This window comes from Pseudocitrobacter sp. CD920760, from assembly GCF_057782505.1.
Window position 1 is genome coordinate 3,184,886 of sequence record NZ_CM173490.1, and the last position, 26,092, is coordinate 3,210,977.

General features: G+C 55.2%; 22 protein-coding genes. 2 read left to right on the top strand and 20 right to left on the bottom strand.

All coding sequences use genetic code 11. From position 1 onward, the window contains the following. Positions 1-203: 203 nt before the first annotated feature. The 12 genes from flhE to tar all read right to left on the bottom strand — a co-directional run bounded on the left by flhE (position 204) and on the right by tar (position 15,369). Positions 204-596, bottom strand: coding sequence for a flagellar protein FlhE (gene flhE, locus AC1MKH_RS14965; protein ID WP_276220115.1), 393 nt, complete (start codon positions 594-596; stop codon positions 204-206). Beyond that, positions 596-2,674 (bottom strand): flagellar biosynthesis protein FlhA, encoded by a 2,079-nt coding sequence (gene flhA / locus AC1MKH_RS14970; protein WP_276219883.1) that lies wholly within the window; start codon positions 2,672-2,674, stop codon positions 596-598. The genes flhE and flhA overlap by 1 nt, the downstream gene beginning before the upstream one ends. Beyond that, complete coding sequence (gene flhB, locus AC1MKH_RS14975; protein ID WP_015964003.1) at positions 2,667-3,815, bottom strand: flagellar biosynthesis protein FlhB; 1,149 nt, start codon at positions 3,813-3,815, stop codon at positions 2,667-2,669. Before flhB ends, flhA begins: the two co-directional genes overlap by 8 nt. 110 nt (positions 3,816-3,925) lie before the next feature. Next, positions 3,926-6,580, bottom strand: a complete 2,655-nt coding sequence (locus AC1MKH_RS14980) for a glycoside hydrolase family 78 protein (RefSeq protein ID WP_276219882.1) — start codon at positions 6,578-6,580, stop codon at positions 3,926-3,928. A gap of 17 nt (positions 6,581-6,597) precedes the next feature. Further along, positions 6,598-7,842 (bottom strand): MFS transporter, encoded by a 1,245-nt coding sequence (locus AC1MKH_RS14985; protein ID WP_276219881.1) that lies wholly within the window; start codon positions 7,840-7,842, stop codon positions 6,598-6,600. A gap of 144 nt (positions 7,843-7,986) precedes the next feature. Beyond that, positions 7,987-8,838 carry a helix-turn-helix domain-containing protein gene (locus tag AC1MKH_RS14990; protein WP_276219880.1) on the bottom strand — a complete coding sequence of 284 codons (852 nt, stop codon included), beginning with the start codon at positions 8,836-8,838 and terminating at the stop codon, positions 7,987-7,989. Positions 8,839-9,104: 266 nt separating this feature from the next. Continuing rightward, positions 9,105-9,749 carry a protein phosphatase CheZ gene (gene cheZ / locus AC1MKH_RS14995; RefSeq protein WP_276219879.1) on the bottom strand — a complete coding sequence of 215 codons (645 nt, stop codon included), beginning with the start codon at positions 9,747-9,749 and terminating at the stop codon, positions 9,105-9,107. Positions 9,750-9,759: 10 nt separating this feature from the next. Further along, positions 9,760-10,149 (bottom strand): chemotaxis response regulator CheY, encoded by a 390-nt coding sequence (gene cheY / locus AC1MKH_RS15000; protein WP_015964001.1) that lies wholly within the window; start codon positions 10,147-10,149, stop codon positions 9,760-9,762. 14 nt (positions 10,150-10,163) lie between these two features. Next, a complete protein-coding gene (locus tag AC1MKH_RS15005) occupies positions 10,164-11,213 on the bottom strand; it encodes a protein-glutamate methylesterase/protein-glutamine glutaminase (protein ID WP_276219878.1) in 1,050 nt (349 codons plus the stop codon). After that, positions 11,210-12,064 carry a protein-glutamate O-methyltransferase CheR gene (cheR, locus tag AC1MKH_RS15010; protein WP_327621907.1) on the bottom strand — a complete coding sequence of 285 codons (855 nt, stop codon included), beginning with the start codon at positions 12,062-12,064 and terminating at the stop codon, positions 11,210-11,212. The genes AC1MKH_RS15005 and cheR overlap by 4 nt, the downstream gene beginning before the upstream one ends. A 20-nt stretch (positions 12,065-12,084) precedes the next feature. Continuing rightward, positions 12,085-13,686 (bottom strand): methyl-accepting chemotaxis protein, encoded by a 1,602-nt coding sequence (locus AC1MKH_RS15015; RefSeq protein WP_276219876.1) that lies wholly within the window; start codon positions 13,684-13,686, stop codon positions 12,085-12,087. 39 nt (positions 13,687-13,725) lie between these two features. Next, entirely contained in the window at positions 13,726-15,369 is a 1,644-nt protein-coding gene (tar, locus tag AC1MKH_RS15020) for a methyl-accepting chemotaxis protein II (RefSeq protein ID WP_276219875.1), read from the bottom strand. A 243-nt stretch (positions 15,370-15,612) separates the two neighbouring features. Between tar and AC1MKH_RS15025 the strand changes: the two genes are divergently transcribed. Further along, a complete protein-coding gene (locus AC1MKH_RS15025) occupies positions 15,613-16,884 on the top strand; it encodes a dicarboxylate/amino acid:cation symporter (RefSeq protein WP_276219874.1) in 1,272 nt (423 codons plus the stop codon). Positions 16,885-17,259: 375 nt separating this feature from the next. On the opposite strand, the gene cheW is transcribed toward AC1MKH_RS15025, so the two are convergent. The 6 genes from cheW to flhD all read right to left on the bottom strand — a co-directional run bounded on the left by cheW (position 17,260) and on the right by flhD (position 22,589). Next, positions 17,260-17,763, bottom strand: coding sequence for a chemotaxis protein CheW (cheW, locus tag AC1MKH_RS15030; RefSeq protein WP_015963995.1), 504 nt, complete (start codon positions 17,761-17,763; stop codon positions 17,260-17,262). Positions 17,764-17,780: 17 nt separating this feature from the next. Then, positions 17,781-19,727, bottom strand: coding sequence for a chemotaxis protein CheA (gene cheA, locus AC1MKH_RS15035; RefSeq protein ID WP_276219873.1), 1,947 nt, complete (start codon positions 19,725-19,727; stop codon positions 17,781-17,783). A gap of 4 nt (positions 19,728-19,731) precedes the next feature. Continuing rightward, on the bottom strand, positions 19,732-20,652 hold the full coding sequence (gene motB, locus AC1MKH_RS15040; protein WP_276219872.1) for a flagellar motor protein MotB: 921 nt from the start codon (positions 20,650-20,652) through the stop codon (positions 19,732-19,734). Next, positions 20,649-21,539 carry a flagellar motor stator protein MotA gene (motA, locus tag AC1MKH_RS15045; RefSeq protein ID WP_015963992.1) on the bottom strand — a complete coding sequence of 297 codons (891 nt, stop codon included), beginning with the start codon at positions 21,537-21,539 and terminating at the stop codon, positions 20,649-20,651. The genes motB and motA overlap by 4 nt, the downstream gene beginning before the upstream one ends. Before the next feature lie 118 nt (positions 21,540-21,657). After that, entirely contained in the window at positions 21,658-22,236 is a 579-nt protein-coding gene (gene flhC, locus AC1MKH_RS15050; RefSeq protein ID WP_015963991.1) for a flagellar transcriptional regulator FlhC, read from the bottom strand. Positions 22,237-22,238: 2 nt separating this feature from the next. Beyond that, positions 22,239-22,589, bottom strand: coding sequence for a flagellar transcriptional regulator FlhD (flhD, locus tag AC1MKH_RS15055; RefSeq protein WP_276219871.1), 351 nt, complete (start codon positions 22,587-22,589; stop codon positions 22,239-22,241). Between the two features lie 781 nt (positions 22,590-23,370). On the opposite strand from flhD, the gene uspC reads away from it, so the two are divergent. Further along, a complete protein-coding gene (uspC, locus tag AC1MKH_RS15060; RefSeq protein ID WP_231826977.1) occupies positions 23,371-23,790 on the top strand; it encodes a universal stress protein UspC in 420 nt (139 codons plus the stop codon). A gap of 48 nt (positions 23,791-23,838) precedes the next feature. Here uspC and otsA read toward each other — a convergent pair whose 3' ends face one another. Together otsA and otsB are read right to left on the bottom strand one after the other, a co-directional pair. Further along, positions 23,839-25,260, bottom strand: a complete 1,422-nt coding sequence (gene otsA / locus AC1MKH_RS15065; RefSeq protein ID WP_276219870.1) for an alpha,alpha-trehalose-phosphate synthase — start codon at positions 25,258-25,260, stop codon at positions 23,839-23,841. After that, on the bottom strand, positions 25,235-26,035 hold the full coding sequence (otsB, locus tag AC1MKH_RS15070; protein WP_276219869.1) for a trehalose-phosphatase: 801 nt from the start codon (positions 26,033-26,035) through the stop codon (positions 25,235-25,237). The genes otsA and otsB overlap by 26 nt, the downstream gene beginning before the upstream one ends. Positions 26,036-26,092 lie beyond the last annotated feature (57 nt).

The following is a 26,092-nucleotide window of genomic DNA, read 5'->3' on the forward strand; positions in this document are numbered from 1 at the left end:
ACTGACACGGCTACAGTAAAATCATGCAAAGCTTGATACCTTTCCATTATTGCCAGCGGAATCCATTCACTGGCAAAAATGCAAAGAGTGGTGGCACGTGCTTCACTGATTTATAAAACAACGTTTCTTTTCAATCAAAAGAAGGGACCAGAAATGCGAGGCACGCTACAGATTAGCGCGGCATACGGCGAAAGAAAGAACAACTAGCGGTAATTCGCAATCACCTCATAACGACGGATCTTCAACGCCGGAACCAGCCTGCCTCCCCCCGGAACTTGCCAGATAAAACGCAGTGATTCCATTGCAGTCACGTTACTGAACGCGTGTGTCGTGCCGCTCTGACCGTCCAGCTCGACACAGCGCGTAGAGGAGCATAAGCGTGTTTGTAACCCGGCTGGCGTCGGGCCGATAAGCTCGTAGCGCCACGCCACCAGCGTCATTTTACCTGCGACCGACTGAGTCGCGCTCAGCGGTAAAGAAGATGCCGCCTCACCGCGATAATTCAGCGTCATTCCCGCGCGGCTGGCCTGCCAGGCCCCCTCTCCCGCCGCATGAACGGTGAGGGGCAAACACAATAACAGCAGAGACTTAATCATCATTTACCGCCAATCGTCGCGGTCATGCGGATGTTACGGTTGTCCGAAAGTTCCAGGCTGGAGAGCACCACCAGTTGCGGCAGGCTGCGGCGTAAGAAGCGCGACAACAGCGGACGCAGTGCATGATTCACCAGCAGCACCGGCGGCGCGCCGAGCATCTCCTGACGCGCCAGCGCCTCCTGGGTTTGCGCCAGTAATCTGTCCGCCAGCCCCGGCTCCAGGCCACCGCCGCTCTGCAAGGCCTGCAACAACAGACGTTCCAGCGGCGCATCCAGGCCAATCACCTGCACTTCATCGCTGCCAGGGAACCAGCGCTGCGTGATCGCCCGACCCAGCGCCACGCGCACCACCGCCGTCAGTTCATTCGGATCGTGTTGCACCGGCGCGTGTTCCGCCAGCGTCTCCAGAATGGTACGCATATCGCGAATCGGCACTTTCTCATCGAGCAGATTTTGCAGCACTTTATGCAGAGTAGTGAGCGTGACCACGCCCGGCACCAGATCCTCCGTCAGTTTTGGCATCTCCTGGGTGACGCGATCCAGCAGTTGCTGCGCTTCCTGACGCCCAAACAGCTCTGCCGAGTGCTGGCTTATCAAATGGTTAAGATGTGTGGCGACGACGGTACTGGCCTCCACCACCGTAAAGCCCTGAATTTGCGCCTGCTCTTTTAGGGCATTCTCAATCCAAATCGCCGCCAGCCCAAACGCCGGATCGACCGTCACTTCGCCAGGTAGCGTACCTGCCGCCGTGCCGGGGTTAATCGCCAGCCAGCGCCCCGGATAGGCTTCACCGCTACCAATCTCTACGCCTTTGAGCAAAATGCGATAGCGCGCAGGCGGCAGATCCATATTGTCGCGGATGTGCACCACCGGCGGCAGGAAGCCCATTTCCTGGGCGAATTTTTTACGAATGCTGCGAATACGCCCCAGCAATTCGCCGTCCTGCTGGAAATCCACCATCGGGATCAGGCGATAGCCGACCTCCATCCCCAGCGTGTCTTCCAGTTGTACGTCATTCCAGGTGGCCTCGACCGCCTGGGTGTTCTCCACGGGTTTGCTCGGCTGCGCTGGTTCCGGGGCTTTCATTTCGCGCCCGCGCAGCCACCAGGCAAGCCCGAGCAGCGCAGCAGTAAACAGCAGGAAAACAAAGTTGGGCATGCCGGGCACCAGACCAAGCAGGCCCAGCACAGCGGCACTCAGCATCATCACGCGCGGGTTGCTGAACAGCTGGCCGACCATCTGCTGACCCACATCCTGCTCGGTGCTGACGCGGGTCACAATCACCCCCGCAGCGGTAGAGATAACCAGCGCCGGGATCTGCGCCACCAGGCCGTCACCGATAGTTAGCAGGGTGTAGGATTCCGCCGCTTTGCCCATCGGCAGCCCGTGCTGTAATACCCCGACCAGCAGGCCACCGATGATGTTTATCACCATAATCAGGATCCCGGCGATGGCATCGCCGCGCACAAACTTACTCGCGCCGTCCATCGAGCCGTAAAAATCGGCCTCCTGCGTCACTTCGGTACGACGCTTTTTAGCCTCTTCTTCGCCGATGATCCCGGCGTTGAGATCCGCGTCAATCGCCATCTGTTTGCCGGGCATGCCGTCCAGCACAAAGCGCGCGCCTACTTCGGCAATACGCCCGGCGCCTTTGGTGATCACCATAAAGTTGATAATCACCAGGATGATGAACACCACGATACCGATAGCAAAGTTACCGCCGACGAGGAAGTGGCCGAAGGCTTCCACGACTTTCCCCCCCGCCGCGCCGCCGGTATGCCCTTCCATCAGGATGATACGCGTGGATGCCACGTTGAGCGCCAGACGCAGCAGCGTTGTGAACAGCAGAATGGTGGGGAATGCGGCAAACTCCAGCGTTCGCTGGGTGAACATTGCCACCAGCAGCACCATAATCGACAGGGCGATGTTGAAGGTAAACAGCAGGTCGAGAACGAATGCGGGCAGCGGCAGCACCATCATCGACAAAATCAGCAGGATCAACACCGGCCCGGCGAGAACCTGCCACTGGGTCGATTTAAAATTGTCGGGCAGACGCAGCATTGCAGCCAGATTAGCCATCAGAGTCCTTCTCATTCAAAAAATCCAGCGCCTCGGGCACCGGCAGGTTATCAGGTTTTTTCGGCGGCGTTCCGCCCGCCAGACGCCAGCGTTTTAGCTGCCATACCCAGGCAAGCACTTCCGCCACGGCGGCATACAGCTGGCCGGGAATTTGCTGCCCCACTTCCGCGTGACGATACAGCGCACGCGCCAGCGGTGGGGCTTCCAGCATCGGCACGCGGTTTTCTTCGCCCAGTTCACGAATACGCAGCGCCACCAGCCCGGCGCCTTTTGCCACCACGCGCGGGGCGCTCATTTTGTTTTCGTCGTACTGCAACGCCACCGAATAGTGGGTCGGGTTATTGACGATCACATCCGCCTTCGGGACATCTGCCATCATGCGTCGACGCGCCGCCGCGCGCTGCATCTGACGAATGCGCCCTTTCACGTGCGGGTCGCCTTCGCTCTGCTTGAATTCATCACGAATGTCCTGGCGCGACATGCGCAGCTTTTTCAGGTGGCTGTAGATCTGCCAGAAGACGTCAAACCCCACCATCGGGATAATCGCCAGCACCACCAGCAGGGCGCAAAAACCGACCATATTCAGCGCGTTGCCCATCGCCACCAGCGGGGATTCACTGATAAGCCGCATCATGTCCGGCCAGTGCAGCCACAAGAACAACCCGGCCATGCTGCCCATCAGCAGCGATTTCATCACCGCTTTCATCAATTCCGCCGCCGTTTGCGCCGAGAACATGCGCTTAATGCCCGGCAGCGGGTTAAGCTTGTCGAGTTTGAACGCCAGCGATTTGGTGCTGAACACCAGCCCGCCGAGCATCACCGGCGCCACCAGCGCCACCACCACCACGCCAACAATCAGCGGCATCAGCGCCAGCATCGCCTCTTTCAGCAGCAGGATTATCTGCCCCAGAATGAGATTGGGATCGTTGATAATCGAGTGATCAAATCGCAGCCCGGAGGAGAGTAAGCTGGCTAAACGCCGGGCGAGGGATTCCCCGCCAAGCCAGATGACGCAGACGCCCACCAGCAGGATCAACAACGAGGTTAATTCGCGGGAACGCGGAATTTGCCCCTCTTCACGGGCTTTCTCTAACCGTTGGGGTGTGGGGTCTTCTGTTTTGTCGTCGTTTTCTTCTGACACGCGGTGGCTCTCGCAGACTCATCCACGGTCATTATTACGCGAGGGGAAAAGAACAATCGGAGGAAAAGCGGCGTAAAACGGGGGAAGCTCCCCCGTTTACAGCGCAGACGTTACGCGAGCAGGTAGGTAAAGGTATAACGACCCGAGCCCAGCGCCGCACGCATTCCTTCAGTGCAGGCCGCGAAAGAAACGCCATCATCCTGCAACACACGCTGCGCGCCATCCAGCACCACATCCGCGCGGGTGTTCGGTGGAATGACCACCGAGAGCGTCAGCATTTTGTCGCCGTCGCGCTGCCAGTGCACGCCAATTTCCCCGTAGTTCGACTGATACGATGCCTTCAGCCAGCGAAGGTCGCCGCCCGGCAGCGGGCGCAGATGAATGTGCTTAAAGCCCGGTTCGCTATCGTCCGGGTTGATCCCCGCCGCCGCGCGATACAGCCATTCACCAATTGCGCCGTAGGCGTAGTGGTTAAAGGAATTCATTGCCGGGCTCCACATGGTGCCATCGGGTTTAATGCCATCCCAGTGTTCCCAGATGGTGGTCGCCCCTGCATGTACCTGGTAGAGCCATGAAGGGAAGTCCTCTTTCAGCAGCAGTTGCCAGGCGGCCTGAGTTTGGCCATTTTCGCTCAGCGCGTGACAGAAGTACGGCGTGCCGACAAAGCCGGTCACCAGATGCCCATCGTTCTCTTCCAGCAATTGCAGCAGCGTTTGAACTGTGCGTTCGCGAAACGCGGCGGGCACAAGGTCAAAATAAAGCGCGAGGATATGCGCCGTTTGCGTACGAGCAGCCAGACGCCCTGTCGGGGTGAAAAATTCCTGCTGGAAGCGCGCAACGATCGCCTCATGCAGCGCCGAATACTCAGCATAATCGGCCTCATTGCCCAACGCTTGCGCCGCGCGGGCAAACAGTTTTGTCGATAGCGCATAGTAGGCCATGCAGGTCAGCTCGTTCGGCGTTGCGCCAAAATAGCTACCTTCTTTCGCATCCAGCGCCACCCAGTCGCCAAATTGCAGGCGATAGCTCCACAGATGATCCACCGCGTGCGCACGCATAAAATCAACCCACGCTTTCATGCTGCCATATTGCTGGCGCAGAATCGCTTTATCGCCATACATCAGATACAGCGTCCACGGGTTGATCACCGCCGCATCGGCCCAGGCCGCGGCGGAGTGCGTCCGTCCGTGTGACAGAAAACGGTCGTTATCACACTTCCCGGTCAGAATATCCGGTACCACGTGCGGCACGCCGCCCTCTTCCGTTTGGTCATATTTCAGGTCGAGCAGCCACTTGCTGAAGAAATTGCGCGTCTGCATCAGATAGCTGGCGGTACGGCAAAAAATTTGCGCGTCTCCGGTCCAGCCCAGCCGTTCATCGCGCTGCGGGCAGTCGGTGGGCACATCAACAAAATTGCCTTTCAATCCCCAGACAATATTGTGGTGCAACTGGTTTAGGTCATCCCGCGAGGTTTCCAGCGAGCCGGTAGGCTGCATGGCGGAATGCAGAACAACCGCGTGGAAGTCGTCACATCCTGGCGTTCCCGGCCACGCGTCGATGCGAACATAGCGAAAGCCCTGAAAGGTAAAGTGCGGATGATAGTGTTCTTCTTCGCCACCACGCAGGGTGTACTCTACGCACTGTTTAGCGGTGCGCAGGTTGTCGAGATACACGTTACCCTCGGCGTCCAGCACCTCAAAATGGCGCAGCACCACTTTCTGCCCGCGCTCGCCGCGCACGCTAAAATCGACCCAACCGCTGAGGTTCTGGCCGAAATCAAGCACCGTATCGCCCTGCGGGGTAGTAATTATCTCTCTCGGGCTCAGGCGTTCAATGGCCTGCACCGCGCAGGACGTTTGCGGCGTCAGTACCGATTTATCCGCCTCGGGGAGCGTCACGTCGCGCCACAGTGGCGAACTGAATCCCGGTTGACTCCAGCCAGCCTGCTCCAGCCGCGCGTCGTAGATTTCACCATCATAAAGTTCTGAGAACAAAATCGGTGCATCGGATGCCAGCCACTGATTATCCGTGGCAATAATCACTTCCCGGCCATCGCGATAGCGCACCACTAACTGGCCGATAAACGCCGTTTGCTCGCCATAATAGTTGCGATAACGGTTAAAGCTCATGTCGCCTTTGTACCATCCTGCGCCAACCATAGCTCCCAGCGCATTTCCCCCCGGTTGCAGTAGTGCAGTGACATCATAGGTTTGATAGCGCAGATGATGATGATAGCTGGTCCAGCCAGGCGTTAGCTCATCCTGGCCGACGCGCTGCCCGTTGAGGTACAACTGATACAGCCCCAGCGCGCTGGCGTGCGCCACTGCCGACACAATCTCGCCTTCCGGTAGCGTGAATTCCCGGCGCAGCAGCGTACCTTTGGAATTCTCTTTATCGGCGGGCGTCTCCGCCGAAATAAAAGCAGCCTGCCACTGCGCTGCCGGTAAGCCCGTGATAAACCGTGCGGTCGGGCTCCAGCCGCTTGCATTGCCGTAGTTATCGTAAATTCTGACCCGCACGACATAGTGCGCCGATGGCGTTAACGTCAAAGCAGGCAGCGTAATATTTGCTGATTCAGCGCTGTGAACCTCGCCGCTGTCATAGCATAGCGACGTGAAATCTTCGCCCTGCGCTATCTGTACCTGCCATGCGGTTTGCTCAACGTTGCGCTGGTCGCTGGCGATAATCCATCCCAGCACCGGCAGAGTCTCAACGCCAGACAGGGTTGATTCATAATCTAAAGTGATTCTTTCTACCGCTAACATTGTTATTCCCTCAATGATTAACTGTGAACGTTCAGAGCATCGTGCGACGCTGGTGTGTGCGATGAGACAATCTCGCCTTCGTCATTAAATTCATTACGCTGCTTACCGTGGAAACACAGCCAGCCGATAACCATCCCGGCCACCACGATTGCGGTTAACAGACAGTAGAGAACGATGGGACCGGCAGTCAGCAGAACCGGCGTGACAAACGCCAGCAGGCCGCAGGTCAGACGCGCGACGCCCACGATGACGCCCTGCGCCGTGGCGCGCAGCATGGTAGGAAATGACTCCTGCGCCCACACTTTCATGATCCCTTCGAAGGCAAAACCGGTACCGATGTTGGTAAACAGCAGGCAGCAGAACCAGGAGAGCGGCGAGAAATTCAGCAGCACCGGCGTGAAGTAGCCCACCGACATCATCACTGCGCCGAAGATAAAGAACGGAATACGTTTTGTGGTATCGACGATACGCATAAACATCAGGCCCGATGCCACGCTCACAGGCAGAATCAGCAGCCCCCACAGCGAGTTAGTACTGACCGAAATGCCCACCACGTTCACGGCAACATAGGTCCCAAACTGCCCACCGGTATTGGCCGCCAGATTGGTAAAGGTGTAGAACGCGCACAGGGAGAGGAACGGCCAGAAGTATTTTTTATCCAGCAGATCGCGCCAGCCATTTTTCTGTGCGCGAACGGTAGCCACGCCGCGACGCAGTTCATCGCGCGCCACCAGCCACAAGGGCGACTCCGGGATTGACCAGCGCAGCACCAGCAGCACCAACGCCACCAGGCCGACGTGCATATACATAATCTGTGCGCCGACTTTGCCCCAGTCGCCCACGATGGCGGAAATCCCCATCGTCGCGCCTATCCCCACTAACCACAGCAGGTTAGACAAGCCAATGATTTTGCCACGATTATTGTCATCCGCCGCTTCGGAAATGGTCGCCAGGGAAACCGGTAAATCGGCCCCGGTCGCCAGCCCGACAAACAGCGTGCCGATAACCAGGAATGGGAAGCTCAGACCAAAGGCCATTGCCAGCGTGCCGATTAAAATCATCGCCATTGTGATAATAAAAACATTACGTCGGCCGATTCGGTCGCCCAGTCGGCCTCCGCAAAATGCCCCGGCGGCAATACTGAGTGTTAATAACCCCGACAGAATGCCGATTTCCAGCGCAGTTATACCTATCGTTTTTTGATAAATAACCAGTGCGGTGCCGTTTGATACAATTGCCGCAGAGTCTATATATGATGCCATTCCTGACACCACCCCAACATACCAGGGGTTGGGTGCTTTATTTTTTGACATAACGAGTCCTTAATTCAGAGCGAGCCAGGAGACACACCAACGCCTCTCGACCGGGGAGTTATAATAAAGTTCTTATTTGTTATTAGCCTGAAATTAAATAGCCGTTAATATACGCGAATGCAGTTCTCGCTCGTGGCTGGGTGAATATTTAAAATAACGTTTATAAGATTCCGTTAAGCGAATACCATTCATAAAACCGCAGCGCACGGCAATCTCACTGACGGTTTTATCCGTGGTGCGTAGCATCTCTTGTGCTTTCAATAATCGATATAACATCTGAAATCTGACTGGCGTATAACCGGTAACACGTTTAATAAAGCGAAACATTGTACGGCGGGCGATTCCGTTATCATCGCTTATCGCGTTCCAGTCCAGATGGCGCAGACTGCTGGTTTTGAGGGTGCGTATCAGGTTTGCCCGCCCTCGCGCCTCGACGCTTAGCGCGCGCGGTTGATGGCCGCAGTGGCAGAGCGCATTGAGGATATTAAAGAAGGCCGCTTCAATGATCGAAAAATAGAGGACATCATAATCGCTGTCGTTGCGGGAGATTATCTCCTGGCTCCAGCCCCCAATGTTCTCCAGTGCCGCAGAGGTTAGGGTCATTTCATTTTGTCGCAACAGTTGGTCTTTCATCATTCCCAGCAATACGTCCATCTGTTGCAAAAAATGAAAATTACGCACCCGACGAACTAAGATATTAATAACGGAAAGATTATTCGTAGAAACATAACTGTGCGTATCATTGGTGGTCACGAGGAAGAAATCGCCTTCACATATAAAGCGCACTTCATCATTAATGATATGAAACCCACTACCGTTACGGACAATAACAATTTCGTCAAAATCATGTCCGTGTACGCCTTCCATCAATTGATGATTCATTGAAAAAAGGCAGAACGTATGTTGTTCAGAGAGAAAGAATTCACTGTCCCGTAAAATTCGCATAGCCCCTCCCGTTTTATTAAAGACACGCATCGGCCTTAATAAAGAATAAGGTTGCATGCTATTAATATTATCGTCCCTTGCGCTGAAGACTATTTAACCGCATTAATTATGACAAGTCTATATAGGGGAGTGACACTCAGACGTAAGCCGCTGTGACCTCGGCGTCATTTCGGGGAAAGAGGAGACGTAATGATTATGAATGGCAGCTTCGCGTTATCCGACATACCTGAAAGTAGGCCGGGCAAGCGAAGCGCCCCCGGCATCAATCAGAAGCCCAAACTGTCCAGCAAATCGTCAACCTGATCCTGGCTTGCGACCACACCCGCTTTCGAGGTGTCCACCTGTGGGCCATTGAGCAGGCTTTCGTTTTCACGCTGAGTGCGTGAAGCAGGCTCAGGCATATTCTCCAGCAGCACCATTAACAGCTGGCGCTCAATCTCCTGGATAACATCCATCATCCGCTTGATAACCTGTCCGGTGAGATCCTGGAAATCCTGCGCCATCATAATTTCCAGTAGCTGGGCATTGGTAAAACGGGTGTGGTCCGGCACGTCGCGCAGATACTGGCGTGTGTCGGTGACCAGCTCACGCGCATCCGTCAGCGCGATCGGATTTTCAAACCACGCATCCCAGCGTGTACTCAGCGCATTCGCATTTTTCTCAAGCGCGTCCTGGTGCGGCTGTGACGCCTCGACGCTGTTCAGCGCGCGTTCAGCGGCCTGCGCGGTCATCTGCACCACATAGTCCAGACGATCGCGGGCATCAGGAATCGCTTCCGCCGCTTCAGCAATCGCCTGGTCAAGCCCCAGTTCACGCAGGCTGTCGCGCAGCATGCGGGTCAGGCTGCCGATACGCGCAATGATATCCGCAGCAGAATGTTCATCATCGGGCTTAATGGGGGGGTGTATCATGGTCATCTCCTCACATGCCCAGCTTCTCGAAAATCTTATTCAGCTTCTCTTCCAGCGTCGCCGCGGTAAACGGCTTCACCACATAGCCGCTGGCACCGGCCTGTGCGGCGGCAATAATGTTCTCTTTTTTGGCCTCTGCGGTTACCATCAGCACCGGCAGCGCAGCCATTGCGCCATCGCCGCGAATGGTTTTCAGCAGATCCAGCCCGTCCATGTTCGGCATGTTCCAGTCAGAAATCACAAAGCCAAAGCCGCCCGCCTGCAATTTATTCAGCGCATCAACACCGTCTTCCGCTTCTTCGACATTATTAAACCCCAGCTCTTTAAGCAGGTTACGCACAATGCGGCGCATGGTGGAAAAGTCATCCACAACCAAAAACTTAAGCTCTTTATCCGCCATTCACTTCTCTCCTGTTATATACGTATTGCCTGTCCGGCACTGATTTTCGCCAGCATTTGCTGGCTTATCTGACTGAGGTCGACCACTTCGCTGACGCCACCCATATTGATGGCTTCGCGCGGCATGCCGAACACCACACAACTGGCTTCGTTCTGGGCGATGGTCCAGGCACCCGCCTGGCGCATCGCCCGCATTCCTGCCGCACCGTCGTTGCCCATCCCGGTGAGGATCACACCAACGGCATTGCGCCCTGCGTGCTGAGCAACGGAATGAAACAGCACATCCACCGACGGGCGATGGCGGTTTACCGCCGGCCCGTCATGAATTTTGATTTGATAGTTTGCCCCGCTGCGTGCCAGCTCAAGATGACGATCGCCCGGCGCGATATAAGCATGTCCCGGCAAGACGCGTTCACCGTCTTCCGCTTCTTTCACGCCAATCTGGCACAGCTTATTGAGCCGATCGGCAAACGATCGCGTAAACCCTGGCGGCATATGTTGGGTGATCAACAACGCCGGACTGGTCACCGGCAGCGGCTGCAACACATGGCGAATCGCCTCTGTTCCGCCGGTCGATGCGCCAATGGCAATCAGCTTTTCCGAGCTCAGCAATGGCCCGCTTTTTAAGGTGGCCGGTGCGACGACCGTTTTATGCGCGGAAATTTGCGCCCGCGCCGCCGCGCGCACTTTGTCGGCAATCATTTCGCTGTAGGCCAGCATCCCTTCGCGGATACCCAGTTGTGGCTTGGTGACAAAATCCACCGCCCCCAGCTCCAGCGCGCGCAGCGTCACTTCTGAACCTTTTCCCGTCAGCGAAGAAACCATCACCACCGGCATCGGGCGCAGGCGCATCAGCTTCTCAAGAAAGTCGAGGCCATCCATGCGCGGCATCTCAACATCCAGCGTCAGGACATCGGGGTTAAATTTTTTGATCAGATCGCGCGCCACCAGCGGATCTGGCGCAGTGGCAACCATTTCCATATCGCTGTGGCTGTTGATAATTTCGGCCATGATTTGCCGCATCAGCGCAGAATCATCCACCGACAGCACCCTGATTTTACTCATCCGTTTTCCTTACCCAGCGCGTAAACCGTTTGCCCCCGCAGGCTGAATTCATGCACGAGGTGGCTAAAGTTCTCCGAATGCCCGGCAAACAGTAATCCGCCGGGTTTAAGCAGCGGAATAAAGCGGCGGAGAATCGCCTGCTGGGTCGCTTTATCAAAATAGATCATCACGTTACGACAAAAAATCGCATCGAATGGCCCCGGTACGTTGTAGTGTCTTTCCAGCAAATTGACGCTGGAGAAATCCACAAAATTGCTCAGTTCCGGGCGTACTTTCACCAGCCCGGTATGCGGGCCGGTGCCGCGCATAAACCAGTTTTGTAGCTGCTGATGGGTCAGCGTTTTCAGCTCTTCCTGGCGATAAATGCCGTTCTGCGCTTTGTTCAGCACTTCCGTATCAATATCGCTGGCGTGCACTTTCCAGCGCCCCGGCGCGTTGCCCAGCGTTTTGGCAAGCGTCATGGCGATGGAATAGGGTTCCTCGCCCGTAGAGGCCGCAGCACTCCAGACACGATACTCGCCGCGCCGTTTTGCAGCGTGCTCGGCAAGCGTCGGGAAATGGTGCGCCTCACGGAAGAAGGCCGTGAGATTGGTGGTGAGTGAGTTAATAAACGCCTGCCATTCGGTGCTTTCGGTATCCCCTTCCAGCAACGATAAATAGTGACCAAAGTCATCCAGCGCCAGCGTGCGCAAGCGCCGTACCAGGCGGTTGTAGACCATATCGCGCTTGTGATCCGCCAGCACAATGCCTGCGCGCTGGTGGATCAATTGGCTTATCCGACGGAACTGCGCGTCGGACAGCTCGAGGCGCTGCGTCATCGGTGTAGTTAACGACGAGGAAATGGATGTCATAGCGCCTTCTTTCATTACTTTCAGGAAACCGCAGGCTGTGCGTTCTGCACAACTCGCTCAGGAGAAACAGAAGTCAGTTCTTCAATCTTAAATACGGAGACCAGGGTAGTGAGCGTGTCCGCCTGCCCGGTCAATTGCTCCGTTGCGGCGGCCCCCTCTTCCACCAGCGCGGCGTTCTGCTGCGTCACCTGATCCATCTGGCTGACCGCAAGCGCTACCTGCTCAATGCCGCGACGCTGTTCATCCGACGCCGAGGCAATCTCGCCCATGATGTCGTTGACCTGGGTGACCGAATGGACAATTTCACCCATCGTTTTGGCGGCGGTATCCACCAGTGCCGATCCTTCCTGTACGCGGGCAACCGACTCTTCAATCAATACTTTGATCTCTTTTGCCGCCTGAGCGCTGCGGCTTGCCAGGTTACGCACCTCACCCGCCACCACCGCAAACCCGCGCCCCTGTTCACCCGCGCGTGCCGCTTCGACCGCCGCGTTTAGCGCCAGAATGTTGGTCTGGAAAGCAATACCGTCGATCACGCTGATGATGTCGCCGATTTTCTGCGAACTGGTGGCAATGCTTTGCATGGTATGAGCCACGTTTGATGCCTGATCGCCCCCCTGCCGCGCCGTGCGCGCCGCATTGCTGGCGAGTTCGGACGCCTGACGCGCGTTATCGGCGTTCTGCCCGACTGTTGCGGTAAGCTGCTCCATACTGGCCGCCGTTTCCGCCAGCGATGCCGCCTGCTGTTCGGTACGCGATGAGAGATCGTTATTGCCAGCGGCTATTTCGGAAATGCCCGTATGCATGGCGTAGCTACTTTGACGGACCTGGCTGACAGTGTTGCGCAACGCATCCTGCATCGCCTTCAGCCCGGCGAAAATCGCGCTGATTTCGTTTTTACCGTACACCGCAATCGGGCGTGCAAGGTCGCCTCTGGCGATGCTGTCAAAATGGTCGCTGACTATCTTCAGTGGCGACACAATCATTCGCCGCGACCACAGTAGAGAACCCACGGTAATCAGCACTGCCAGCACCACCATGGTGAGGAACATCAGCTGTGAACGCTGATAATCACGCTGACTTTCCGCCCGCGCATCATCAATATACGCGTCGATGTGGCGCTGCCAGCCCTGGTAATCTGCATCAAATTTGGCCTGCATTTTTTGCACCGGCGAGCCAAGGAAATCGGCAAGCTGATTGGTTTCGAGCCAGGTGGCCTGATGCTCAAGGCCGTTGCGCCAGGCGCTAAAGCTGGCTTCCGTCCGCTCGCCCAACTGGCGCGACTCGGTGGATCGCTGTTCAATCGATTTAAAGGCAGCAAATTCACTGTCAGCCAGTTTGAGTGCCTGTCGCGCGTCTACCATTCCGGCTTTGATTTCATCAAGCGGATAGCCCAGCGCGGTCAGCGTGCCCGTGCGATTCAACACCTGGCTGGTCTGTAATAGTGCCGCACGCGCCGCCATCAGCGAACTGAGCTGCTGGCCGCTGTGTTCAATTTGCTCAAGGTTTTGTTGGCCGTCGCGAAAGGCCCAAAAAGAGAGGCCGTTGCTGCCAATCTGTAACAGGCCGCAAATTATCAAAATCAAAAACAACGTGGTCGAAATGCGAATACGAGTAAACATCACCACTCCTGTTACGCAGGCAATCGCGCCTGACACAAATTAAAAGGTTTCCCAGTTTTCTTCTGAACGCGCGACCGCATGCTGAACGCCAGGAACCGATGCGGTTTTTGGCGAGACGACCGCGCGCTTGGACGACGCCAGCCGAAACGCGCTGACCGCTTCGCTCAGCTTCCCGGCCTGCTCTTCCAGCGCAGCCGCCGCAGCAGCGGATTCTTCGACCAGCGCGGCGTTTTGCTGTGTGACTTTGTCCATTTCGGTGACCGCCAGCGCGACCTGGTCTATCCCACGACTCTGCTCATCAGAGGCGGAAGAGATTTCACCCATAATGTCGGTCACACGGGTGACGGCGTTGACAATCTCATGCATGGTTTCCCCGGCGCTTTCCACCAGCCGGGAACCGGCATCTACCCGCTCGACAGAGCTATCGATCAGGGCTTTAATCTCTTTTGCCGCCTGAGCGCTGCGGCTGGCAAGATTGCGCACTTCTCCGGCGACCACGGCAAACCCTCTCCCCTGCTCGCCGGCCCGTGCGGCTTCCACGGCGGCGTTCAGTGCCAGAATATTGGTCTGGAAGGCGATACCGTCGATGACGCTGGTGATGTCAGCGATTTTCTGCGAACTTCCGGCGATATCGTGCATGGTGCTGACCACGTCATCGACCACATTGCCGCCGCGACGCGCCGTTTCCGAAGCGCTTTGTGCCAGCCGTGAGGCCTGACGCGCGTTATCGGCGTTCTGTTTTACCGTGGCGGTGAGCTGTTCCATGCTGGCGGCGGTCTCTTCCAGTGAGGCGGATTGTTGTTCAGTGCGTGAAGAAAGGTCGTTATTCCCGGCGGCGATTTCGCTGGTGCCGCTGTAAATGGCATCGGTGCCCTCGCGAACGCGGGTAACCGTGTCAATTAACGCGTGCTGCATGTGATTAACGGTATCCGCCAGTTGGGTCAGTTCATTGCGTCCTTTCAACGCCAGTTCGGGCGTCAGGTCGCCGTTGGCGATGTGGCGGATATGGGTCATGACATGGTTAAGCGGCGTCAACAGAATGCGGCGGATGCCAAGCCACACAGCCAGCAGCACCGCCGCCAGCACCAGCGCCAGAATCATTAACTGCCAACGGGCAAACTGATAATCGTGGCTGCTGGTGGTAAATGCCTGCTGATAGAGAGACTCACTCTGCGCGCGATACACGCCCATCGCCTCGCCCATAGCGTTCTGTTTACCCTGGGTAGGCTGGGCAAAATAGGCGTCCATATTCCCCTGTTCCAGGAAACCAATCAGCTCCTGTAAGGCGGCGAAATAGGCCTGCGTTTGTTGCGCAACACGCTGGCTGACCTGTGCCATTTCTGGCTCAACCGCCGCCTGATTAAATCGCGTGATATGCGCCTGAGCCTGCGCCAGCGTTGATTTGGCATTTTTCAGCAAATCGGTTTTGGCGCTGCTTTGAAGGTTGCTGGTATCCATCATCATGCGCGCCGAGGAGCGGCTGAGGTTGATACGCGTTTGCAGCATCAGGTCCCAGGCATCTGTCAGCTCGGCCTGCTGGGTACGAAGGGCGTTAGAGAGCGCAAAACTGTGCTGGTTTTGCGAAAGAGACGAAAAAAGCAATCCCCCGGAGAGCAGCTGCAAAAGTGCGAAGACGACCAGCACCAACATCAGCAGGGTGACAACGCGGATACGGTTTAACATACAACACCTTCTCGATGACGTGATATCGGTGTTATCGGCATCGGGAAGTGAAACTTTAAGCAGAGAAACAGGACATCCCCGCACGAATGCGCAAAATTACAACATTTCCGATAAACCCTAAAAAATAGTTGTAAATCTGTCCGCTTTAATCCAATTTATACTACGAATGAATTAATGGAATTACATAATAAAAAATCATTGATCATCATGTTAATTATTCGTTACACGACGGGGAAATATTAAGTGGCAAACGCAAATAAACTCACGGTATTTATCGTGATTTTCATGCTGGCGGGGATTCTCACCGGCGCAATGATCCATTCCTACGCATCAGCAGACTCCATCACCGCATGGTCCGATAACATCACCCTTCTCACCGATATCTTCCTGCGCCTCATCAAAATGGTTATTGCGCCGTTAGTATTCAGCACGCTGACCGTGGGCATTATGCGCCTGGGTGAAACCTCGACGATTGGTCGCGTTGGCGGGAAAGCCATGGTGTGGTTTATCAGCTCATCCGTGCTGTCCATCCTGGTGGGGCTGTTTATCGTCACTCTGGAACATCCGGGTAGCGGGATGAATCTGGCGATTCCGGCCGGTACCGTTGAAACCGGACTCGCAACCAGCGGCATGTCGCTGAAAGCGTTTCTGGCACATACCATCCCCACCAGTATCGCGGGGGCAATGGCCGATAACGAGATCCTGCAAATTGTGGTCTTCTCGATGTTCTTCGGCATTGGCGGCGCATCGTTGGGGCAGAAATTCAACGCACCGCTGGTAGCCGCGCTGGACGTGGTTTCGCACATTATGCTGAAGGTGACGGGCTATGTGATGTATGTGGCTCCGCTGGCGATTTTCGCCGCCATCTCGTCGGTTATCGCCAAAGAAGGTCTCGGTATTTTGCTGAACTACGCCTCTTTCATTGGTGGTTATTATCTGGCGATTGTGCTCACCTGCCTGGTGCTGATAGGCGTCGGTTACATGGTGCTGAAGAAAGAGATTTTCCGCCTGGTCAATATGCTTAAAGATCCGGTGCTGGTCGCTTTCACCACCAGTAGCTCTGAAGCGGCCTATCCAAAAACGCTGGAACAACTGGCGAAATTTGGTTGCTCTCCTAATATCGTCTCTTTCGTTCTGCCGATCGGTTACTCCTTTAACCTGGTGGGGTCGATGGTGTACTGCTCGTTTGCCTCGATGTTTATCGCGCAGGCGTACAATATTCAGCTGAGCTTCTCTGAAATTACCGTATTGATGCTGACGCTAATGCTGGCGTCAAAAGGTATCGCCGGGGTCCCGCGCTCTGCGTTGGTGGTGCTGGCGGCGACCATTCCGAGCTTTAACATTCCGGTTGCTGGGATCCTGCTGCTGATGGGGATTGACCACTTCCTCGATATGGGGCGTTCCGCAATTAACGTGCTGGGTAACGGCGTGGCGGCGGCGATGCTGTCGCAGAATGAAGGGATGCTGAGCGAAGGCGAAGCGGAAGAAGTGGAACAGCAGGAAGTGCAGGCTTAACGCAAGCGGCATGGTGCGGGCGGTGGAATTGCCGGATGGCGGCTACGCCTTATCCGGCATACAAATCGCACCCACCCCGTAGGCCGGATAAGCGAAGCGCATCCGGCATTGCACAAACCGCACCCACCCGTAGGCCGGATAAGCGAAGCGCATCAGGCATTGCACAAACCGCACCCAACCCGTAGGCCTGATAAGCGAAGCGTCATCAGGCATTGCACAAACCGCACCCAACCCGTAGGCCTGATAAGCGAAGCGTCATCAGGCATTGCACAAACCGCACCCAACCCGTAGGCCTGATAAGCGAAGCGCCATCAGGCATTGCACAAACCGCACCTGCCCCGACATTGGATTCTCACAGGCGCGGTAAGCAACCTATCACGCAGCTTGCGTCGCCGTACTGTCCAGCAGCGCCATCTCATCGCTACTCAGCAATTTTTCGATATTCACCAGAATCAGCATGCGATCGCCCAACGCGCCAAGACCGGTCAGGTACTCCGTCGATAGCGTCACGGCAAATTCCGGCGCGGGGCGAATTTGATCTGCCGCGAGTGACAGCACGTCAGACACGCCGTCCACCACAATCCCTACCACGCGCTGGCCGAGATTCAGCACAATCACTACCGTATTGTCGTTGTACTCCACGTCCTGCTGGCTGAACTTTACGCGCAGGTCGACAATCGGCACAATTACGCCGCGTAAATTGGTTACGCCCTTAATAAACGCAGGCGTATTGGCGATGCGAGTTACCTGATCGTAACCGCGAATTTCCTGCACCTTCAGAATATCGATGCCGTACTCTTCATCACCAAGGGTAAAAACCAAAAACTCCTGGCCCGATGGCTCGCCCGCCAGTTTTGCTACGCTGTTCATACCGGTCATTTTATTTCCTTCTCTATTCAGGCGGCGATGTACGCCAGACGTTTTTCACGATTAAGACTTTGCAGGGCTGCGACATCCACAATCAGCGCCACGCTGCCGTCGCCGAGAATGGTGGCGGCGGAAATGCCCGGCACTTTGCGATAGTTACTCTCCAGGTTTTTCACCACCACCTGATGCTGCCCGATCAGTTGATCGACCAGCAGCGCATAGCGTCGCCCGGCGCTTTGCAGAATGACCACAATGCCCTGCGTCGCTTCGGTTTTGGCCCCCTGCACATCAAACACTTTCCACAGTTCTACCAGCGGCAGGTATTCACCGCGCACTTCCAGCACGCGCTCCCCGCCCGCCAGCGGGTGCAAATCTTCGTCGCGCGGCTGGAGCGATTCCATCACCGCATTCAGCGGCAGAATAAAGACTTCGTCGCACACCTTCACGGACATCCCGTCGAGGATTGCCAGCGTCAGCGGCAGCAGAATACGAATGGTGGTGCCCGTGCCCTGTTTCGATTGAATCTCGACGTGGCCGCCCATCTCCTGGATATTGCGTTTCACCACATCCATGCCCACGCCGCGCCCGGAAACGTCCGTCACCTGCTCGGCGGTCGAGAATCCTGGCGCAAAGATGAGCATCCCCACTTCGTCGTCGGTCATGTTGTCGTGAACCGCCAGCCCCTGCGAGAGCGCTTTCGCCAGAATGCGTTCTCGGTTCAGCCCTGCGCCATCGTCGGTCACTTCGATACAGATATTGCCGCCCTGATGCTCCGCCGACAGAATAAGATTACCGACCTCTGATTTTCCTGCGGCGATACGTGTTTCCGGCAGTTCAATGCCGTGATCCAGACTGTTACGCACCAGGTGTGTCAGCGGGTCAATAATTCGTTCAATCAGGCTCTTGTCGAGTTCGGTTGAACTGCCCTGTAGCGTGAGTTCAACCTGTTTACCGAGCTTGCTCGCCAGGTCACGCACCAGACGCGGGAAGCGGCTGAATACATACTCCATCGGCATCATGCGAATAGACATCACCGATTCCTGCAAGTCACGGGCGTTACGCTGCAGCTGGCCCATGCTGGTAATGAGGTCGCCATGCTGCACCGGGTCGAGCTCCGTCGAGCGCTGCGCCAGCATCGACTGGGTGATCACCAGTTCCCCCACCAGGTTGATAAGTTGATCAACCTTCTCAACGGCAACGCGAATACTGGTCGATTCGCTGGCGCGCGCCGGTTTTTCACGTTCTACGCGTGCGGGCGCGACGGGTACCAGAGTCGGTGCAGTTGCGGGTTTGCTCTCTTCAGGCTCTTCAGCAAGCTCGCTATCAAACGAAATTTGATCCGCCTCGATAACAAAACAGAGCACCGCCACGATATCGTCCTGATTCACATCACCTTCCAGGGTCGCGCTCAGGCTATCAACGCCCATCGTGACGTCGCTCAGCGTCGCGAGGTTTCCGAGTTCTTCCTGGAGCATCTCCGGCTCGCCGGGTTTCAGGCGTGAAAGGGTGATCCGCGAATTTCCCGGCAGTGGGTCCGCTTTCTCGACTACGGTCAACCGGGTCGCTGGCGGCACGCTCTCGCCTTTGGCTTCCAGCGCCAGCTGACGCAGCGCCTGGCAGATGTATTCAAAACTGGCGGCATCCGGCTCCTGCGAGCTTTTATAGGCGTCGAGCTGTTCCTGCATAATATCTTTGGTTTCCAAAAACAGGTTGATAATGTCGGTATTGAGCGGCATTTCCCCTCGACGCGCATCGTCGAGCAGGTTCTCCATTAAATGGGTCGTTTCCTGCAACACAGAAAAACCGAAGGTGCCTGCTCCTCCTTTGATGGAGTGCGCCGCCCGAAAGATGGCGTTCATCTGTTCGGTGTCGGGATCGGACGGGACAAGCACCAGCAGGTGCTGCTCCATGTCCGCCAACAGTTCGTCGGCTTCATCAAAGAAAGTCTGATAAAAATCGCTGATATCCATGCTCACGCAATCACCTCTGATCGGATTGTGGCGGTGTTGGGCTTTGTGTCGCCGACGGCGACGGTAATGCACTTAACGGTTCGTTCTGGCTCTGCGCGTTCTCGTGGAGAATCGCCTGTTCGGCCTGGTTGTTGAGCACCAGCAAACTGATGCGACGGTTGATGGCATCATCCCCACCATGGCTCGATAGTCGCATGGTGTTCGCCATGCCTACCACACGCAGCACTTTGCCTTCACTCAGCCCGCCAATCACCAGCTCACGCCGGGAAGCGTTAGCGCGATCCGCCGAGAGTTCCCAGTTACTGTAACCGCGCTCGCCGCCCGCGTAGGGATAATCATCCGTATGGCCGGAGAGGCTGATTTTATTGGGGATTTCATTCAATACCGGGGCGATACCGCGCAGGATATCGCGCATGTATGGCTCCACCTCGGCGCTGCCGGTTTTAAACATCGGCCGGTTCTGGCTGTCGATAATCTGAATGCGCAATCCCTCCTGAACGAGGTCAATCTTCAGGTGCGGGCGCAGGGCTTTCAGTTTGGGGTCAGCCTCAATTAGCTGGTCCAGCTCACCGCGAATGCGCTTCAGGCGGTTAGTTTCCATCCGCTTTTTCAGTTCATCCATGTTGGGCTGTTTATTCACTTCGCCCTGCTGCTGGGTGACGTCATCCCCGCCGCCGGGAATCGGGCTATCGCTGTTCGATATTCGCGGTCCGCCGCTCACCGCTGTCGCCAGCGGCGTACGGAAGTATTCGGCAATTTGGATCAGCTCTTTAGGGCTGGAGATAGAAATCAGCCACATCACCAGAAAGAAGGCCATCATGGCGGTCATAAAATCGGCGTAGGCAATCTTCCACGATCCGTGGCCGCCTCCCCCGTGCGCTTTGGCTTTGCGTCTTTTGACGACGACGATCGGGTGCGACTGATTTTTCATGCGTCCTCGGTCGTGGCTTGCTGCGCCGTCGGGTTACGCACCGCGCGCACATGCTCTTCCAGTTCAACAAACGACGGACGCTCGCTGGTATAGAGTGTTTTGCGGCCAAACTCCACGGCGATCGGCGGCGCGTACCCGTTGAGATTCGAGAGCAGCGTAATTTTGACGCACTGCATCATTTTGGTGGTTTCTGCGCTTTTTTGTCTGAGCACGCTGGCCAGCGGCGAGACAAAACCATAAGCCAAAAGAATACCGAGGAATGTCCCCACCATAGCGTGAGCGATTAATGCACCCAGTTCTGCCGCCGGACGATCCGCCGAACCCAGTGCATGAACGACGCCCATCACCGCCGCCACGATGCCAAACGCCGGTAATGAATCGCCTACCAGCGCCAGACTGTTGGCTGGAACTTCGCTTTCGCTTTCGAAGGTTTCAATTTCCTCATCCATCAGCGCTTCAATTTCGAAGGTATTCATATTGCCGCTGATAATGAGTCGCAGATAATCGACGATGAAATCCAGCATGACGCTGTCAGCAAGAATGCGCGGATAGCTGGCGAAGATTTCACTTTCGCGCGGGTTTTCAATATCGCGCTCGAGCGAGAACATCCCCTGCTGGCGTGACTTGGCCATCAGGCGATAGAGCAGCGCCAGCAGGTCCATATACATGGTTTTGGTGTATTTTGAGCGGCGAAAAAGCAGCGGCAGCGCTTTAAGCGTGCCCTTAATCGCTTTCCCGTTGTTACCGACGATAAACGCGCCGACGCCAGCTCCGCCGATAATAATCAGTTCAGCGGGTTGATACAGTGCCCCAAGGTGCCCGCCGGTCATGGCATAACCGCCGAATACTGTCCCGATGACGACCAGGTAACCGATTAAGATAAGCACGTTTCATCCTTCCACTGTTGACCAGGCTGAAGGACAGATAAAAGCGTCGCCGAACGACAGGCAAAAAAAAGCAGCGGTCACGGGCCCCGCTGCTGGAGTGTTTGCCACACCGTTCCGGCTAAACAGCTTGCTCTATCTGTTCATCCAGCAGTTGTGGATTACTATCGGCAGCGTTGTCGGAAAGTTTACGTCTTTTTACGGCGCGTGATGGCGGCTGGCACAGACTGCAAACGAAGCTGCCCACCGGTTGATGTGCGTGAGTGATAAAATTACCGCCGCAGCTGTTGCAGTGCGACAGTTCCAGCAGGCCGCTTTCAACGAAGCGCACCAGCGTCCAGGCGCGGGTCAGCGCCAGTAGCGGCGCCTCATCCTGAGCCGGGCACTGTTCAAGATAGAGCCGATAAGCCTTGATGACGGCATCGACGCCGGAACATAAGCCGGTGCTGAGAAGAAATTGCCAGGCATTGCAGAACATGGAAGAGTGGATATTCTGCTCCCACGTCATAAACCAGTCAGTGGAAAATGGCAGCATTCCTTTAGGTGGCGGGCTGCCGCGCAGTTCTTTATAGAGCTTAATCAGGCGACCACGGCTCAGCTGCGTTTCACTTTCCAGCATCTGCAAACGCGCGCCCAGGGTAATCAGCTCCATCGCAAGCTGAATATCGCGGGCTTCCTGGACAATACTTTTTTCGCTCATGCTCAGGCCCTTTTCTTACGGCCGGAATCAGCGGTCTGGCTGGCGTCGTTCAGTAAACGCGTAGAAAGAAGAATACCGGTGTGAATCTGTTGCAGGTCATCGACCCGAGAATCCTGCGTGAGTTGAGTGATGGTTTGATGACTGTCGAAGCGGAACTGGCAAACCAGTTGATTGGTTTCCGCCAGTTTTACCATCTGCGGAAGCGTCAGTTCACCCAGCGTGGTGGCCATCTCTTCATTTACGCCCAGGCGAAACATGGCGGATGCTTTATCCTGACCGATCAGACGTTGCGCAAGAAGTAGATAGGACAAATTGATGTCATAGATATGTTTTAGCAACTCGGATGTATGCATTTTCCCCATCCCGAATAACCAACTATTGTTTTAATGCGGTCAAACCGCACACCCCGTGATGTCGTCGGGAAATCCCGATAAAAAAAAGAAATGGCTGAAATGCATAGCCGATGCTGATTGAAATATCGGCGAGTGCGCTTCACGTTATGAAGCAACAAATTTAAACATTTCTTACAAATGACTAAGAATTTTCCTAAATCCACGCAACTTTACCCGCCAGCTATGACACATACAATCTGGCCTTAGGGTAAATTTAGGAATTATGTGATTTATGTCACATAATTTACCTGAATGTTAATCGCCAATCCATCAGATTACATTGTTATTTGAACACTTATTAATCAAATGAGCTATTTTTCTATTCTTCAGGGACGAATATTCATTCAAAAGGGGAAAGAGTGCTTAACCCGATGAAGAACCATAGACGACAGAGGATTGACAACGGGCACGATGATTCGCTTAGCACCGGAGATTATAAATTTATATCTTAAATTCATACAATTAAATAAAATTAGCATTTGCATAATAACTCAATTAAATCATTTTTATTTTGTTAATCACTTTCGAATATGGGTTAAGTGATTACTATAACTTAAGGAAAGTAGTTACATTCTCAGCATAATTTGCAACACGCCCGCTTTTTACACTATTCCGAACATAAGAATAATTAATGCATACATTGAAGCAGCTCACAGTTACATTTGAAGCCACCCTTGCAGTCAGGCGGCAAAAAGAGTATGAGCTTAAATAAGGTTAGTGAAGTGTCCTGCAAGGAGGTCTGATGCCTTACTCTCACCTGTTAGTGGCGGTAGCGCCAACGCCAGAAAGCCACGCGCTGTTACGCAAGGCGGTTTCGATTGCGCGCCCGGTCAATGCCCGCGTCAGCCTGATCACGTTCTCAACCGATCCGGAAATGTATAACCAGCTTGCCGCGCCGATGATGGAGAATTTGCGTGAATTAATGCAGGAGGAGACCCAACAGTTTCTTGATACGCTGGTTGAACAAGCCGAATACCCCATCTGGAAAACCCAAATTGCCAGCGGTGAATTGTGTGAAAGTATTAAATCCTGGTGTCAGCACTACCAGGTCGATTTAGTCATCTGCGGGAACCACAATCAAAGCTTTTTCTCGCGTGCCACCTGCTCAGCGAAGAATATCGTCGGCAGCAGTTGCGCCGACGTTTTGCTTGTGACGTTGTAACATTCCCTGTGCGACGCCGGTTTTGTCTGCTCCGGCGTCACTCTTTCCTTATGCCAGCTTTGGGAAGGCCGCCACTTTACTCTCCATCTGACTCTCTTCACTTCTCGGCGTGATGCGTTTCAAATCGCTCATAAACTGCGCCTGCCAGTGGTGAATATCGTTACGCGTGATGATCTCCAGCATTTCCGCATGGCGCGAGATACGCTCGGCAAGCGGCATATTCAACGCTCTGTCCAGCGCCGCCGCCACTTCATCACGATCGTACGGATTCACAATTAGCGCAGAGGTCAGTTCATTGGCGGCCCCGGCAAACTGCGAGAGCACCAGCACGCCGGGGTTTTCCGGGTCTTGTGCGGCAACGTACTCTTTGGCTACCAGATTCATCCCGTCGCGCAGCGGCGTGACCAGGCCGACATCGGAATAGCGGAAGACCTTCATCAATAATTTACGGTCAAAATGCTGATTCAGGTAGTAGAGCGGCGTCCAGCCAAGCTGACCATACTGACCGTTAATCCGCCCTGCCGCCGTTTCCAGTTGATGACGAATATCCTGATAAGCCTGCACATCGCCACGCGACGTTGGTGCAATCTGGGTATAACGAATTTTGCCATGATGATGCGGGAATTTCTCCAGCAGCGCTTCATAGGCCTGAAAACGCTCCGGCAGGCCTTTGGAGTAATCCAGTCGTTCGACCGAAAAGATATTTTTGACGTTTTTCAGCTCGGCTTTCAGTTGCGCCAGCTTCGGCGGCAATGGCCCCTGCGCCTGTTTGGCTATCTCGTCCGGTTCAATACCAATCGGGTACACTTCCGTGCGGAAGGTTTTCCCCCAGGCGGTATGCGTTTTGCTGCGCGTGGTAAGCCGCGTTTGCGCACTGACGCAGTCAAGGAACGCCAGCCTGTCGTTTTCCGTCTGGAAACCCAGCAGATCGTAATCGCAGAGCTGCTCCAGCAGTTCGGCGTGCGGCGGTAGCGCGTTAAAAATTTCCGGCGTCGGGAAAGGAATGTGGAGGAAGAATCCGATACGGTTATTCACGTTGCGCTTGCGCAGTTCGCTGGCGAAAGGCAGCAGATGGTAATCGTGAACCCAGATGTCATCATCTTCTTTAAGCAACGGCAGCAGTTTATCCGCCAGCTTGCTGTTTACCCGCAGGTAACCTTCCCAGCATTCACGCTGAAAAGTGACCAAATCCAGTCGATAGTGAAACGCGGGCCAGAGTACCGCATTGGAAAACTGATTGTAGTAGTGTTCGTGATCCTGCTCGTTCAGCGTAAAAGAAGCCCAACTGATGTTGCCCTGGGTCACCTTTTCCAGCGGCGCATTCTCATCACCAATTTCGCCATTCCAGCCAAACCACAGCCCCCCTTTACTCTTCAACGCACCCATGATCCCCACGGCCAGCCCACCAGCACTGGCCTTTTTATCATCAGGAACGGAAATACGGTTAGATACTACGACTAAGCGACTCATAGCCATCTCTCCTGTCAGTAAGCGCGTTTTGTTTTTGATTTTCAGCCGCGTTTTGCAACCACTGGTGAACGGCCGCCACATCAGGCAAACGAGCAATCGCCTGCGTGTCGCCCACTCCCACTTTAATCGATAGTCCACCCAATCTGTTCACGGCGGCAAAACCCGCCTCATCCGTTAAATCATCGCCGATAAACACGGGCAGCTTGCCGCGAAACGGGGCTTCCTGCATAAAGGCCTCAATCGCTGCACCTTTGTTGATGCCTCTGGGTTTAATTTCCACCACGCACTTGCCCGGCTGCAGCGCCAGTTCGGGAAACTGCGTGACAATCTCCTGCGCCAGCGCCACGATCGCCGCTTGATGCTGTGGTGCCTGACGATAATGCAGCGCAAATGCCATCCCTTTGGCTTCGAGCTCCACCCCCGGCAATAACGCCAGCGCCTCACTCAGCTGCCGTTCCACGCGTTGAGCCGTCTCATCTTCCAGCGCAACGATATGCGTTTTCCCGTTGATATCGCGGCGTTCCGCCCCGTGTACGCCCGCCAGAGGAAAGCGATACGGACTGGCGAGCCTGTCCAGCTCTGCCATTGAGCGCCCTGAAATCAACGCTACTGCGCCACCATGCGCCTGCGACAGCCGCGACAACGCATCACGAACGGGCTCAGGTATAGCAACATGATCGGGATGCAGTTTGATCCCAGCGAGAGTGCCATCAAGGTCAAAGAAAAAAGCGACGTTTTCAGTTGGTGCAGGGGGTACAGATAACAGGTCAGCCACCCTGGGTTCCTCCTTATAAGTGAATTACTCAGTAGTGTGTTAACAAAAAGTTAGCAA

What these genes read in the sequence shown, in the direction of transcription:
- AC1MKH_RS14990 (WP_276219880.1), bottom strand. Translation starts at nt 8,838, where the DNA reads ATGCGAATTTTACGGGACAGTGAATTCTTTCTCTCTGAACAACATACG.
- AC1MKH_RS14980 (WP_276219882.1), bottom strand. Translation starts at nt 6,580, where the DNA reads ATGTTAGCGGTAGAAAGAATCACTTTAGATTATGAATCAACCCTGTCT.
- cheW (WP_015963995.1), bottom strand. Translation starts at nt 17,763, where the DNA reads ATGACCGGTATGAACAGCGTAGCAAAACTGGCGGGCGAGCCATCGGGC.
- flhD (WP_276219871.1), bottom strand. Translation starts at nt 22,589, where the DNA reads ATGCATACATCCGAGTTGCTAAAACATATCTATGACATCAATTTGTCC.
- flhE (WP_276220115.1), bottom strand. Translation starts at nt 596, where the DNA reads ATGATTAAGTCTCTGCTGTTATTGTGTTTGCCCCTCACCGTTCATGCG.
- AC1MKH_RS15015 (WP_276219876.1), bottom strand. Translation starts at nt 13,686, where the DNA reads ATGTTTACTCGTATTCGCATTTCGACCACGTTGTTTTTGATTTTGATA.
- cheZ (WP_276219879.1), bottom strand. Translation starts at nt 9,749, where the DNA reads ATGATACACCCCCCCATTAAGCCCGATGATGAACATTCTGCTGCGGAT.
- flhC (WP_015963991.1), bottom strand. Translation starts at nt 22,236, where the DNA reads ATGAGCGAAAAAAGTATTGTCCAGGAAGCCCGCGATATTCAGCTTGCG.
- motB (WP_276219872.1), bottom strand. Translation starts at nt 20,652, where the DNA reads ATGAAAAATCAGTCGCACCCGATCGTCGTCGTCAAAAGACGCAAAGCC.
- tar (WP_276219875.1), bottom strand. Translation starts at nt 15,369, where the DNA reads ATGTTAAACCGTATCCGCGTTGTCACCCTGCTGATGTTGGTGCTGGTC.
- AC1MKH_RS15005 (WP_276219878.1), bottom strand. Translation starts at nt 11,213, where the DNA reads ATGAGTAAAATCAGGGTGCTGTCGGTGGATGATTCTGCGCTGATGCGG.
- uspC (WP_231826977.1), top strand. Translation starts at nt 23,371, where the DNA reads ATGCCTTACTCTCACCTGTTAGTGGCGGTAGCGCCAACGCCAGAAAGC.
- AC1MKH_RS14985 (WP_276219881.1), bottom strand. Translation starts at nt 7,842, where the DNA reads ATGGCATCATATATAGACTCTGCGGCAATTGTATCAAACGGCACCGCA.
- cheY (WP_015964001.1), bottom strand. Translation starts at nt 10,149, where the DNA reads ATGGCGGATAAAGAGCTTAAGTTTTTGGTTGTGGATGACTTTTCCACC.
- otsA (WP_276219870.1), bottom strand. Translation starts at nt 25,260, where the DNA reads ATGAGTCGCTTAGTCGTAGTATCTAACCGTATTTCCGTTCCTGATGAT.
- cheR (WP_327621907.1), bottom strand. Translation starts at nt 12,064, where the DNA reads ATGACATCCATTTCCTCGTCGTTAACTACACCGATGACGCAGCGCCTC.
- flhA (WP_276219883.1), bottom strand. Translation starts at nt 2,674, where the DNA reads ATGGCTAATCTGGCTGCAATGCTGCGTCTGCCCGACAATTTTAAATCG.